Annotated in this window: 13 protein-coding genes; 6 read left to right on the top strand and 7 right to left on the bottom strand. The window is 70.1% G+C overall.

From position 1 onward, the window contains the following. From FNH05_RS19860 to FNH05_RS19845, 4 genes are all read left to right on the top strand, one after another. A partial coding sequence (locus tag FNH05_RS19860) for a replication initiator (protein ID WP_342781582.1) occupies positions 1 to 746 on the top strand: 746 nt, incomplete at its 5' end. A gap of 11 nt (positions 747 to 757) precedes the next feature. Further along, the gene (locus FNH05_RS19855) at positions 758 to 952 is read left to right on the top strand and encodes a helix-turn-helix transcriptional regulator (RefSeq protein ID WP_144590201.1); all 195 of its coding nucleotides are present in this window, start codon (positions 758 to 760) and stop codon (positions 950 to 952) included. Further along, the gene (locus tag FNH05_RS19850) at positions 952 to 2202 is read left to right on the top strand and encodes a tyrosine-type recombinase/integrase (protein WP_144590200.1); all 1251 of its coding nucleotides are present in this window, start codon (positions 952 to 954) and stop codon (positions 2200 to 2202) included. The genes FNH05_RS19855 and FNH05_RS19850 overlap by 1 nt, the downstream gene beginning before the upstream one ends. Before the next feature lie 221 nt (positions 2203 to 2423). Beyond that, complete coding sequence (locus tag FNH05_RS19845) at positions 2424 to 2666, top strand: hypothetical protein (protein ID WP_222426661.1); 243 nt, start codon at positions 2424 to 2426, stop codon at positions 2664 to 2666. Between the two features lie 44 nt (positions 2667 to 2710). Here the strand turns inward: FNH05_RS19845 and FNH05_RS19840 are convergent, their stop codons facing one another. Then, positions 2711 to 3883 (bottom strand): acyl-CoA dehydrogenase family protein, encoded by a 1173-nt coding sequence (locus tag FNH05_RS19840; RefSeq protein ID WP_186382636.1) that lies wholly within the window; start codon positions 3881 to 3883, stop codon positions 2711 to 2713. A 93-nt stretch (positions 3884 to 3976) separates the two neighbouring features. Between FNH05_RS19840 and FNH05_RS19835 the strand changes: the two genes are divergently transcribed. Further along, positions 3977 to 5629, top strand: a complete 1653-nt coding sequence (locus FNH05_RS19835) for a class I adenylate-forming enzyme family protein (RefSeq protein WP_144590198.1) — start codon at positions 3977 to 3979, stop codon at positions 5627 to 5629. Positions 5630 to 5684: 55 nt separating this feature from the next. Here FNH05_RS19835 and FNH05_RS19830 read toward each other — a convergent pair whose 3' ends face one another. The 6 genes from FNH05_RS19830 to FNH05_RS19805 all read right to left on the bottom strand — a co-directional run bounded on the left by FNH05_RS19830 (position 5685) and on the right by FNH05_RS19805 (position 11040). Beyond that, on the bottom strand, positions 5685 to 6095 hold the full coding sequence (locus FNH05_RS19830) for a VOC family protein (RefSeq protein ID WP_144590197.1): 411 nt from the start codon (positions 6093 to 6095) through the stop codon (positions 5685 to 5687). Between the two features lie 47 nt (positions 6096 to 6142). Then, entirely contained in the window at positions 6143 to 6907 is a 765-nt protein-coding gene (locus FNH05_RS19825; RefSeq protein WP_246127842.1) for a helix-turn-helix domain-containing protein, read from the bottom strand. 118 nt (positions 6908 to 7025) lie between these two features. After that, the gene (purE, locus tag FNH05_RS19820) at positions 7026 to 7526 is read right to left on the bottom strand and encodes a 5-(carboxyamino)imidazole ribonucleotide mutase (protein WP_144590196.1); all 501 of its coding nucleotides are present in this window, start codon (positions 7524 to 7526) and stop codon (positions 7026 to 7028) included. Between the two features lie 17 nt (positions 7527 to 7543). Then, entirely contained in the window at positions 7544 to 8725 is a 1182-nt protein-coding gene (locus tag FNH05_RS19815; RefSeq protein ID WP_144590195.1) for a 5-(carboxyamino)imidazole ribonucleotide synthase, read from the bottom strand. 86 nt (positions 8726 to 8811) lie between these two features. Continuing rightward, a complete protein-coding gene (locus FNH05_RS19810; RefSeq protein WP_144590194.1) occupies positions 8812 to 10134 on the bottom strand; it encodes a glycosyltransferase 87 family protein in 1323 nt (440 codons plus the stop codon). A gap of 66 nt (positions 10135 to 10200) precedes the next feature. Further along, on the bottom strand, positions 10201 to 11040 hold the full coding sequence (locus FNH05_RS19805) for a GGDEF domain-containing protein (protein ID WP_144590193.1): 840 nt from the start codon (positions 11038 to 11040) through the stop codon (positions 10201 to 10203). Between the two features lie 220 nt (positions 11041 to 11260). On the opposite strand from FNH05_RS19805, the gene FNH05_RS19800 reads away from it, so the two are divergent. After that, a partial coding sequence (locus FNH05_RS19800; RefSeq protein WP_144590192.1) for a sigma-70 family RNA polymerase sigma factor occupies positions 11261 to 12304 on the top strand: 1044 nt, incomplete at its 3' end.

Raw genomic sequence — 12304 nt, 5'->3', positions numbered from 1 at the left:
AGCTCGTCTACCGCGGGGACCGGCTGCCCGTGTGGGACGCACAAGCCGAGTCCTTTGTAGACCCCGAGACGCGGAACCCACTGACGGCCTGGGGTGAGGCGGTGGAGGCGGTGGAGGCGGTGGAGGAACCCGCGCACGTGGTGACGTTTGGGCGGCAGGTGCACTCCAAGGGCATCCTCGGCGGCACCGACGAAGCCGGACGCCACATCGGCTACCTCACCAAATACCTGACCAAGTCCACGGGGGAAGTGATCGAGGCGACCTCGGCGCGACAGCGGGAGCACCATGATCGGCTCCACGCCGAGCTCTCGATCACGCCGTGTTCGCCGCGGTGCCCGGTGTGGCTGCTCTACGGCATCCAACCCCTCGGGGCCACATCCCGGACGACTCCCGGGCACTGCAAGGGCCGGGCACACCGGTGGACCACCCTCGGCCTGCCGGGGCGGCGGGTTCTGGTCTCGCGGAAGTGGTCGGGCAAGACCCTCGCCGACCACAAGGCCGACCGCAAGGCGTTCGTGCGCGACATGCTCGCCGCCGTCGGCATCGTCAAACCGGAACAGGACACCACCCGGCTCATCTGGCGCAAGGTCGACCCGGGCGACCGGGACGCACCACCACGGGCGCACCTGCTGATGCGCGCTATCGCCGAACGGATCACCTGGAAAGCCGAATACGACCGGGCACTACTCGCGGCGGGGCCACCGATGAGCGGTCCAGAAACTTCGGCAACTCCGCTCGCGGCCTGATGGGGGAACACATGGACAACCTGCGAAGCATCGACAGACTCTGGACCGTCGAGGACGTCTCGGCCTACCTCGGCGTCCCTGTGAAGACGCTCTACCAGTGGAAATGGCGTGGCGAAGGGCCACCGGTCCGCAAAGTCGGACGGCACCTGCGCTACGACCCCGCCAAGCTCCGCGCCTGGCTCGACAACGAGGAGGCGGCGGCCTGATGGGGCACATCCAAGACCGCTGGTACCGGCCCAAGCGCGCCCCCGAGACGGGCGAGATCATGCTCAACGCCAAGGGCAAGCCGGTGCTCGAAAAAACCGAGCTGTACGGGATCGGCATGCGCTACAAGGTGCGCTACCTCGACCCGGACAACGAGGAGCGCTCGAAGTCGTTCCCGGACAAGCAGAAGAGGCGCGCGGAAGACTTCCTGATCGAGGTCGAGTCGGACAAGCGCGAGGGCAAGTACGTCGACCCTCGCTCGTCGTCGAAGACCTTCCGGCAGCAGGCAGAGAACTGGCTCAAGGCACAGTCACCCGACCCTGCCACCCGTGAGATCCTCCGCAGCCGTCTTGACAGCCAGATCTATCCGCGCTTCGGCGGAATGAAGCTCGGCCAGATCAAGCCAGCGACCATCCGGGACTGGCTTGGGGACCTGGAGGAGAAGCAGCACGCGGAGAACTACAAGGTCGTCCTGTTCACGCTGGTCTCGGCCGTGCTGGACTCGGCCATAGACGACAAACTGATTCGGGAGAACCCCTGCAAGGCGAAAACCGTGCGGCGCCCGGTCGGGAAGAGCCCACAGGTGGAGGTCTGGCCGGAAGAGCGTGTGCACAAGGTCCGCGGCGGCCTGGCCGACCGGTTTTCGATCCTCGTGCCGCTCGGCTCGGGTCTCGGCCTGCGGCAAGGCGAGATCCTGGGCTTCTCCCCCGACGACATCGACCGTGACGCAATGGTCGTGCGTGTTCAGCGGCAGATCAAGACCGTGAAGGGCGTGATGATGTTCGCGGCACCGAAAGGCGGGAAGACGCGCACGGTCCCGGTGTCCCCCGCTGTGCTCGCGGAACTCGACGATCACGCAGACCGGTACCCGCCGACGCCGGTAACGCTCCCTTGGCGGGTGCCGGACGGTGAGCGGGTCACGGCCCGGCTGCTGATCACGGGTGAGGAGGGCCGCCTCTACAGCGGGGACCTGTTCACGAAGGTGGTGTGGCATGCGGCATTCCGGGCGGCCGAACTCGACTATCGCGGCCGGGCGGATGGCATGCACGCGCTGAGGCACTTCTACGCCTCGACGCTGCTGTCCCGGGGCGTGTCGATCAAGGAGCTGGCCGAGTACCTGGGGCACGCGGACGCTGGGTTCACGCTGCGGACCTACACGCACCTCGTGGCGTCGAGCCATGAACGGGCGCGGCAGGCGATCGACGCGGTGTTCGGGCGGCCTGGGTCTTTCGATGGCCTGGAGGTGGCGTAATCAGGAAGGCACAGGCCGCCCGAGCCAACTTACTTAGACCGTCGGACGCCGGTGGTGTTCACGGCAGCAACCACCTTCGGCACATCTTCCGGTCGGCAACGCTCGAGCGCTTTGTGGACTATGACCACTCGTGCGCTCTGCTGGACCCCGAAGGCCAGCAACAAGAGAAAAGAACTAACGACGGCTTCCACGAAAAACCTCCAGGGCATGCGGAAAGGGGCATGCCCGAGATCAACCGTCGAACAGACGCGCTCTCCCGCCCTCCTAGAGGGCGTCCCGAGCAGGGCGCTTCGGGCGTGATCGGGCCAATCATAGCGGCCAATGACTACCAGTCGTACGCCGATGCCGGGTTCACGCTTCGGACGTACACGCACCTGGTGGCGTCCAGCCACGAACGGGCGCGGCAGGCGATCGACGCGGTGTTCGGGCGGCCTGAGTCCTCTGACGGCCTGGAGGCGGCCTGATCATGAAAATCCAGGGCCGCCCGAACTACCGGACGATGATCGAATCAGCCCTTGAGCAGGGCGCGGGCCATCACCATGCGCTGGATCTGGTTGGTGCCCTCGTAGATCTGGGTGATCTTGGCGTCGCGCATCATGCGCTCGACCGGGAAGTCGCGGGTGTAGCCCGCGCCACCGAAGAGCTGGACGGCGTCGGTGGTGACCTCCATCGCGACGTCGGAGGCGTAGGCCTTGGCGGCGCTGGCCATGAATCCCGCGCGCGCGTCGCCGCGCTCGGAGGCGGCGGCGGAGGCGTAGACCAGGTGGCGGGCGGCCTCGATCTTGGTGCCCATGTCGGCGAGCATGAACTGCACGCCCTGGAACTCACCGATCGCCTTGCCGAACTGCTTGCGGTCCTTGACGTAGGCCACGGCCGCGTCCAGCGCGCCCTGCGCGATGCCCAGCGCCTGGGCGCCGATCGTCGGGCGGGTGTGGTCGAGGGTGCGCAGCGCGGTCTTCAGGCCGGAGCCCGGCTCGCCGATGATGCGGTCCGCGGGGATGGTGCAGTTCTCGAAGTAGATCTCGCGGGTCGGCGAGCCCTTGATGCCGAGCTTGCGCTCCTTCGGCCCGACCGAGAAGCCCGGGTCGTCCTTGTGCACCACGAAGGCGGAGATGCCGTTGGACTTCTTCTCCGCGTCGGGGTCGGTGACGGCCATGACGGTGTACCAGGTGGACTCGCCGGCGTTGGTGATCCAGCACTTGGTGCCGTTGAGCACCCAGGAGTCACCCTCGAGCCGGGCACGGGTACGCATGGAAGCGGTGTCGGAACCGGCCTCGCGCTCGGACAGCGCGTAGGAGGCCGAAGCCTCACCGGAGGCGATGGACGGCAGGACGAGCTTCTTCAGCTCCTCCGAGGCCGACAGCAGGATCGGCTGGGTGCCCAGCTTGTTCACCGCGGGGATCAGCGACGCGGAGGCGTCGACCCGGGCGACTTCTTCGATCACGATGCAGGCGGCGATGGCGTCCGCGCCCTGGCCCTCGTACTCGTCGGGGATGTGGACGGCCTGGAAACCGGCCTTGATCAGCGCGTCGCGGGCCTCGACGGGGTAGCGCTCCTGCTCGTCGACCTCGGCCGCGTGCGGCGCGATCTCCTTCTCCGCCAGCGCGCGGACGGCGGCCCGCAGCTCCTCGTGCTCCTCGGCCAACTGGTACAGCCCGGGACCGTCAGACACCGGCGTCACCCTCCTCGAATGGCTTGTTCTTCTTCGATGTTAGTGCTCGTTTACTAGGGCTTCCTTGTGTTCTCGGCCGCACTCTCGCCCTAAGGTGAAGTGATGCGGATCACGATGCCTCCCGAAATGCCCACTTCGCTGGACTATCCGGAAGTACCGGTGGGTGCGATCCTGGCCGGCGCCGCCGCCCGGTACGGCGACCGGACGGCCTACCTGCACAACGACCGTGCGCTCGGCTTTTCCCAGGTCTACGGGGCCGCCTGCCGGTTCGCGAACGCGTTGCGGGCCCACGGCGTCGGCACCGGCGACACGGTCGCCGTCCACCTGCCGAACTGCCTGGCCTATCCGGTGGCCTACTACGGAATCCTGCTCGCCGGGGCGACTTTCACCCCGGCGAACCCGCTGCTGCCGCCCGCCGACCTGGCGGCACAGCTGGCCGACTCGGGCGCGGTCGCCGCCATCAGCACCGGCCCCGCCGCCGAGGTGCTCGCCGGCGTCCAGGACCGGACCGCCGTGCGCCTGGTCGTCGTGGTGGACGGCGAGTCGGGGCCGGGACGGACGGAGTTCGAGCGCTTCCACGCCGGGCAACCGGAAACCCCGCCGGAAGTGGCGATCGATCCCCGCACCGCCCTCGCCCACCTGGCCTACACCGGCGGCACGACCGGGCGCTCGAAGGGCGTGCGCCTGCCGCACCGCAACGTCGTGGTGAACTCCCTGCAGTACGCGTGCTGGGGCAGCGGGTCGGTGCCGGTGCTCGAAGACGGCGAGCGCCTCGGCCTGGACCAGGTCGGCAGCGAGGACGAGTGGCCGAGCCGCCTCGGCACGGGCGTCGCCATCAACCTCACCCCGTGGTTCCACGCGATGGGCACCATCGGCGGGCTCAACGTGCCCATGCTCACCGGCGGCACGATCGTGCTGCAGGACGGCTTCGACCCCGTCCGCTACCTCGCCGACGCCGAGCGCCTGCGCGTCACGCAGCTCGGCGGCGCGCCCGCGCTCTATGCCGCGTTGCTCGCCTGCCCCGACTTCGCGACGCGGGACCTTTCGTCCGTGCGGAGCCTGTCGTCGGGGGCGGCGCCGATGCCGCACGAGATGATCAAGGCGCTGCGGCGGCGGTTCCCGGACGCCGTCATCTCCGAGGGGTACGGGCTCACCGAGGTCACCATGGGGGCCACCGCGAATCCCGCCTTCCGTTCCGCCGTGCGGAAACCGGGCAGCGTCGGGGTGCCGGTGTTCGACACCGAGGTCAAGATCGTCGCGCCGGAGGGCGGCGAGGAACCCCTCCCGCCCGGGGAGCCCGGCGAGGTGTGCATCCGGGGACCGCAGGTGATGACCGGATACCACGACCGGCCGGAGGAGACGGCCGCCGTGCTGGTGGACGGCTGGCTGCACACCGGCGACATCGGCGTGCTGGACAAGGAGGGTTACTTGTCCATTGTGGATCGCAAGAAGGACATGCTGCTGTACAAGGGATACAACGTCTACCCGCGCGAGCTGGAAGAACTGCTGATGTCCCAGCCCGGGGTGGCCTCGGCCGCGGTGGTGGGCAGGCGGCGCGCGGACGTCGGCGAGCTCCCGGTGGCCTTCGTCGTGCGGCGCGGGGACGCGGGCACCGAGGAGGACCTGATGGCGGCGGTGAACGCGAACGTGCTGCCGTACAAGCGGCTCCGGGAGTTGCACTTCGTGGACGCGATCCCGGTCTCCGCGGCGGGCAAGATCCTCAAGCGCGAACTGCGCGCCCGCCTGGAGGCCTAGGAGACTCCAGCGGGGCGCGGCGCGGGCGGTGGGAATCGACCGCCCGCGCCCTTCGTCATTCCGGCGTGCCGGGCATCGCCGACGCGTCGAACGAGAGCAGCTCCCAGCTGTGGCCGTCCGGGTCGTCCACAGCACGGTTGTAGAGCCAGCCCATGTCCTGAGGGGGGCGCGGCTCGGACCCGCCCGCCTTCACGGCGGCGCCGGCCAGCCGGTCGACGTCCTCCTTCGACTCGGCGGGCAGCGCGAGGATCGACTCGATCGCACCGGAGGCGATGGGCCGCGAGGTGAACTGGGCGAACTGCTCGTGCGTCATGAGCTGCACGGTCACCACCTCGCCGAGGGCGACCTGTGCGGAAGTCTCGTCGGTGAACTGCGGGTTGAGCACACCACCCAGAGCCAGGTAGAACGACGTGCTCGCCTCCAGGTCGGTGACCGGCAGGTTGACATAGATCTGTGTGAAAGCCATCGGTGTTCCTCGGTTCTTGTGGCCGGGCCTTCCGGCTGGCCTCGAACCTATGGCCGTACCGCGGCCTCGGTCTTGTACAGCAGCGACAGCATCTCGTCTGCGGCGGGCCGCCGCAGCTGTGTCGCCGTCCGACCGACGAACCGGGTCAGCGACCGCGCCAGATGTGGCTGGTCGTGATACCCGACCAGATGTACGACCTCGGTCGCGGCCACGCCCTGCCGCAGCATCATGGTGGCCTGCCGCGCCCGCTCGATCTGCCGGATCATGCCCTGCGTCAGGCCCGTGGCCGCGGCGACCCGGCGCTGCACCGAGCGCGGTGTGACCAGCACCGGCCGCTCCCCGGCGACGACGTCGGTCACCAACGGGTCCCGCACCAGCAACCCCGCCAGGACCAGGCGCTCCACGAACGTCTCCGCGTTCTCGTAGGTGGGGATCTCCCACTCGCTGCCCTGCAGCACGAAAGAGCGCGGCGTCGTGTACGGGCTCGACACGCTGCCGTCCACAAGCCCGCCCACGGGCAGATTCCGCAGGAAGGCACCGTGCCGGAAGATCACGCCGAAGGTGCTGCCCAGCCCGCCACCCAACGGCACCACGGTGGGCCGGGTCTCGGGACCGCGGACCGAAACGGTGGTGACGCCGTCCGACGCCCACACCAGCAGCTCCCAGTTCGAGTTCACGACCGAAACCATGCGCTCCGGCGCGAAGCCGCCACGCACACCATTCGGCGCCACCCGGTACACGCCCTCGACATAGGGCGAGTCCGACAGTCGGTACTCCAGCCCTGAAATGCCCTCAAGCCGGTCGAGTGCCACGTCCGGCATCGTAGCGCGGAGCGACTAGCGGCTGACCCGCTTGCCGTGGCGAGCCGTGAAGGGTCCCTTCACAGTCGAATCGGCCGTGAAGGGACCCTTCACGGCACCGGCCGCCGGGTCAGGCGTCGCGAAGGCGGGTTTGCAGGGCGGCGTCCTTGTCGAGGACCAACTGCTGGAGATCCGCCTGGAAGGCGGCCATCTTCTCCCGCAACGCCGGGTCGTGCGCCGCGAGCATGCGCACGGCGAGCAGCCCGGCGTTGCGCGCACCCCCGACGGATACGGTGGCGACGGGCACCCCGGCGGGCATCTGCACGATCGACAGCAGCGAGTCCAGGCCGTCCAGGTACTTCAGCGGCACCGGCACGCCGATCACCGGCAGCACGGTCGCCGACGCCACCATGCCGGGCAGGTGCGCCGCACCCCCGGCCCCCGCGATGATCACCTTGAGCCCGCGGTCCGCGGCACCGGTGGCGTAGTCGAGCATCCGCTGCGGCGTCCGGTGCGCGGAGTACACGCCGACCTCGTAGGACACGCCGAACTCGTCCAGCGCCTGTCCGGCGGCTTCGAGCACCGGCCAGTCCGAGTCACTGCCCATGATCACGCCCACGATCGGCGCCATTGTCACTCCTCGGGAATTCAGTGGATCTGGAAGCCGTCGAGCCATTCGGCGTGCGACAGCCAGTGCGCGGCGAGCTTGGCGCGGGTGCGCAGCTCGTCCATGTCCGATCCGACGAAGTTGACGTGACCCAGCTTGCGCCCGGGCCGCTCCCCCTTGCCGTACAGGTGCACCCGGGCCTCCGGGAACCGGGCGAACAGGTGGTGCAGCCGCTCGTCCGGCCCCATCTTCGGGGTTTCCGGCGCGCCGAGCACGTTCGCCATCACGGTGGGGGCGAGCAGGTCCGTCGAACCGAGCGGGTAGTCCAGCACGGCCCGCAGATGCTGTTCGAACTGCGAGGTGCGCGAACCGTCCATGGTCCAGTGGCCGGAGTTGTGCGGCCGCATCGCCAGCTCGTTGATGACCAGCCCGCCGTCGGTTTCGAACAGCTCGACCGCGAGCACGCCGACCACGCCCAGTGCCTCCGCGATCCGCAGCGCGAGGTCCTGCGCCTCGTCCACCCGGCGCGCGGTCAGCCCCGGGGCCGGGGCGAGCACCTCGGTGTTGATCCCGTCCGACTGCACGGTCTCCACCACGGGCCAGGCCGCGCCCTGCCCGAACGGCGAGCGCGCCACCAGCGCGCACAGCTCGCGGCGCATCTCGACGCGCCGCTCGACCAGCAGCTCCGTACCCGCGGCGAGCAGCTCCGGCACCAGCGTCCTGGCCTCCTGCTCGGAGTCCAGCATCCACACGCCGCGGCCGTCGTAGCCGCCCTTGGCGGCCTTGAGCACGACCGGCCAGGACTGCCCGGCCGCGAACGCGACCACGTCCTCCACTGTGGACACTTCGGCGAACGGCGGGCACGGATAGCCCTCTGCGGCCAGCCGCTCGCGCATGAGCAGCTTGTTCTGCGCGAACACCAGCGCATCCGGTCCCGGCCGGACGGAGAACCCCTCCGCGGCCAGCCGGATCAGGTGCTCGGCGGGCACGTGTTCGTGGTCGAAGGTGAGCACGTCGACCGTCTTCGCGAAGGCCAGCAGCGCTTCGAAATCGGTGTGGTGCCCGATCGTCACCTGGCCGGCGACGAGCCCGGCGGAGTCGTTTTCGTCGGCGGCGAGCACCCACAGCGACTGGCCCAGCGAGATCGCCGCCTGATGCGTCATCCGGGCGAGCTGGCCACCGCCCACCATGCCCACCACGGGGAGACCGGTACGAGAGTCCATAACGCGACCAGCCTAAGGCCCTTATCGAAGTCGTTCGCGTGGCGGTGCGGGTAGCGGAACCCGGCGTGGTGGCCGACACATCGGCGTCAGCTCGGCGCGGCCTCGCGGATCCGGCGCCGCCGCCGCAGCGCCCAGCGGGTCACCAGCACCGCGGCAAGCAGCAGCGGCACCAGGATGTAGGCGTTGCCCAGCACGCCCTGCCAGAACTTCCAGTGCAGCTCGATGTTGCGCCCATTGGGCAGCACCAGCAGGACACAGCTGATGAACACCGCGATCACCGCACCGGTACCGACCCAGAAGCGCCACGCGTCGCCCGCGCGGGTCCTGGGCAGCCGCGCGATCAGCAGCACGATCAGCGGCACCGCCCACACCCAGTGGTGCGACCAGGAGATCGGCGACGCGAGCAGTGCGAAGAACGCGCTGACCAGCAGGGCCGCCAGTGCCTGGCCGCGACGGTGGAAGCGCAGCATCAGCCACACGGCGGGGATCGCGAGCAGGGCGCTGACGCCGATGGCGGCCTTGGAGGCCCACGGAGCCAGGTCGGTGACCCGGTTCATCAGGCCGTTGAGGGACTGGTTCCCCGCCCAGTGCACGGGTCCGATGCGACCGGTGTCGCTGACCGTCTTGGTCCAGTAGCGGATGGTGTCCGAGGGGATCAGCAGCAGCATGAGCCCCTCCAACCCGGCGAAGGTGGCCAGCGCGCGCGCCGCGGCCTTGCGCTTGCCGGTGAGGAACAGGTGCACGACGAAGATCAACGGCGTCAGCTTCACCGCGGCCGCGATCCCGACGAGGATCCCCCCGGCACGGGAGTCCCGCGCGCTGAGCACCAGGACGTCGACCACCACGAGCGCCATCAGGATCAGGTTGATCTGGCCGAGGAACACGGTGCGCCACACCGGTTCCAGCCCGAGCATGACCACCGAGAACACCAGCGTCGCGCGGGCGGGCGAGGACCACCAGCGCGAACCGTCGACGGCCTTGGGCAGCGAGCCGATCGTCACCCGGATCACCAAGGCCATGGCCAGCACCGAGATCGCGGTGAGGATGCCCCAGGCGACCTGGGTGGGCACCGCCGCCAGCGGGACGAACAGCAGCGCGGCGGTCGGCGGGTAGGTGAAGGGCAGCAGCGCCCACCAGGGTTCCGGCGCGAGCGTGCTGGAGTCGTAGAGCGGGTCCCCGTGCAGCAGGGTCAGCGCACCGGCCCGGTACACCGCGCTGTCCACGCCGAGCCGCCAGTCGAGCAGCCACCCGACGATCCCGACCGTGATCGCCAGCATCGGCACCGCGGACAGCACGATGATCGATCGCGGCCGGCCCCAGAGCCGGGCGAGGGACTTCCGCAGCGCCAGGCGTGGGGTCACGGGACGCACCAGCGCCTCACCGTCGGGGGCAGACACAGACCGGGTCACCCCATCAGGAAAGCACGAGCGGCGCCCCGCGAGGGCGGAAACCCCGGGTTCGGCCGCCGTGACGCCTCAGGCGCGGCCGAGCTCGCGCAGCAGATCGCAGGCCGATTCGTGGGTCGCGGGCAGCCGCACCAGGCGGATGCGGGGCCTGCCGATCTGCGCGATGTAGGCGTCGCTGGACAGTCTCTGGTGCAGGGCACGACGCAACAGGACCGCCTTCGACGGCAGGGTGTCGTCCCGGCGCAGCACGGCGACCGAAGTGGACGGCCCGAGTGTGGCCAGGCTCTCGCCCCCGTCGAGTGCGGCGCGCATCGCCTCCGCGACGAGGATCATCCCGGTGACCCGGCGCCAGCCGGTCATGGTGGTCAGGTCGAGGGAAACCACCAGCAGTGTGTGGTCGTCGGCGGCGCGGCGGCCTCGGCCTTCGGACCCGCGATAGAGCTCGTCGAGCCGGGTGCGCAGGTAGGCCGCGGTGGCCAGGCCGGTCAACGGGTCGATCACCTGGATGTTGGCGATCTGGTCCAGCGCCGCGTCGGCCCAGGCGAGAGCGGTCGCGGTGATCAGCTGGGCCGGGGTGGTGCCCAGGTCGGGGACGACGAAGCCGTCGTCGGAATCCGGCTGCGCGAGCACGGCCTGGAGCGCCGCCAAGTCCGCGAAGACCTCTTCGAGCTCCGCACCGGCGGCGGCCCTGGCCCGGGCGAGCCCGGCGAGTGAGGGCTCCGGGCCGGCGCCTCGGAGCACCGCGGCGCAGACGGCGTCCACCTCGGGCAGGGCCCAGTCGCTCGGAAACCGCCAGCCCGCGGCGAGGCTGGCGGCACGCCACCGCGCACGGAGGGTACGCAGCGGCAGGTCGCCGTCGGGGCCGTTTTGCTGGCGGGGCAGTTCTCCGCCACTGGCCGGGACATTCACTCGCGACCGTCCTTTCCTCCGGCGCGTTCTTCCAAACGGGTGACGTAACGGAGGAGACATCGTGACGGAATTTGCTCTACGTTGCCGCCCCTGTTACACCATCGGGTCATTCGTACCCATGCGTCATCGGGCCGTTCTCCGTGAGTCACACTATCGCTACCCCGGGAAATGGCTGGCGCGGTGGCCAGGGCATCCCCGGGCCCGTCGATGAGGAGAACATTTGTCCACCGTTTCCGCGGACTTCGCAGGCAAGAGTGACGCCGAACTGATCAATGCGGTTCGCTCGGGGACGCTGGCCGCATACGGGACCCTTTACGAGCGCCACGTCGCGTCCGCGCACAATCTGGCGCGCCAACTGGCCCGTTCCCAGGCCGAAGCCGACGACCTCGTGTCCGAAGCCTTCACGAAGGTGATGGACACGCTGCGTGCCGGAAAGGGACCGGACTCGGCCTTCCGCGCCTACCTCCTCACCGCACTGCGCCACACCGCCTACGACCGGACGCGCAAGGACAAGCGGGTCGACCTCAGCGACGACATGTCCACTTTGACCGCCACGGGGAGCGCCGCCACCGACGCGCTGACCGTACCGTTCTCCGACACCGCGGTCGCCGGGCTCGAACGCAGCATGGCCGCGAGGGCGTTCGCACGGCTGCCCGAACGGTGGCAGGCGGTGCTGTGGCACACCGAGATCGAACAGCAGACCCCGGCGGAGGTCGCTCCGCTGCTGGGGCTGACTCCCAACGGGGTGTCCGCGCTGGCCTACCGGGCACGCGAGGGCCTTCGGCAGGCCTACCTGCAGGTGCATCTCGCCGAGACCAGCTCCCAGCGGTGCCGGGCGACGGCGGACCGCCTCGGCGCGTGGACCCGCAACGGGCTGGCCAAGCGCGAGCGGACCCAGGTCGAGGCCCATCTCGACGAGTGCGACCGGTGCCGGGCACTGGCCGCCGAGCTGAGCGACGTCAACGGCGCCCTGCGGGCCGTGGTGGCGCCGATCGTGCTGGGCGGGGCCGCGCTCGGCTACCTGGCGCTGACCGGCGGGAAGGCGGCCGCCGCCACCGCCGCCGCCGCCGCCGCCGCGGGAGCCTCCGGCGGCGCTGCCGCCACCGCGGCCACCGCCGCGCCACGGCAGTTGCTCGGGGTCGCCGCTTCGAGCATGGCGATCGCGGCCATGGTGGCCACCGCGCTGGTCGCGAGCGGCGGCGCCCAGGACATCCCGGTCTCGGCGGCCCAGCTGCCCCCGGTCCAGACCAGCCCGACCCCGGTG

It is taken from the genome of Amycolatopsis rhizosphaerae (assembly GCF_007713715.1).
Lineage (GTDB): Bacteria > Actinomycetota > Actinomycetes > Mycobacteriales > Pseudonocardiaceae > Amycolatopsis_E > Amycolatopsis_E rhizosphaerae.
This window is presented reverse-complemented; position numbering and strand designations above follow the sequence as displayed.

Coding starts and splice junctions, on each gene's coding strand:
- FNH05_RS19855 (WP_144590201.1), top strand. CDS start 758: ATGGACAACCTGCGAAGCATCGACAGACTCTGGACCGTCGAGGACGTC.
- FNH05_RS19850 (WP_144590200.1), top strand. CDS start 952: ATGGGGCACATCCAAGACCGCTGGTACCGGCCCAAGCGCGCCCCCGAG.
- FNH05_RS19845 (WP_222426661.1), top strand. CDS start 2,424: ATGCCCGAGATCAACCGTCGAACAGACGCGCTCTCCCGCCCTCCTAGA.
- FNH05_RS19835 (WP_144590198.1), top strand. CDS start 3,977: ATGCGGATCACGATGCCTCCCGAAATGCCCACTTCGCTGGACTATCCG.
- FNH05_RS19830 (WP_144590197.1), bottom strand. CDS start 6,095: ATGGCTTTCACACAGATCTATGTCAACCTGCCGGTCACCGACCTGGAG.
- purE (WP_144590196.1), bottom strand. CDS start 7,526: ATGGCGCCGATCGTGGGCGTGATCATGGGCAGTGACTCGGACTGGCCG.
- FNH05_RS19815 (WP_144590195.1), bottom strand. CDS start 8,725: ATGGACTCTCGTACCGGTCTCCCCGTGGTGGGCATGGTGGGCGGTGGC.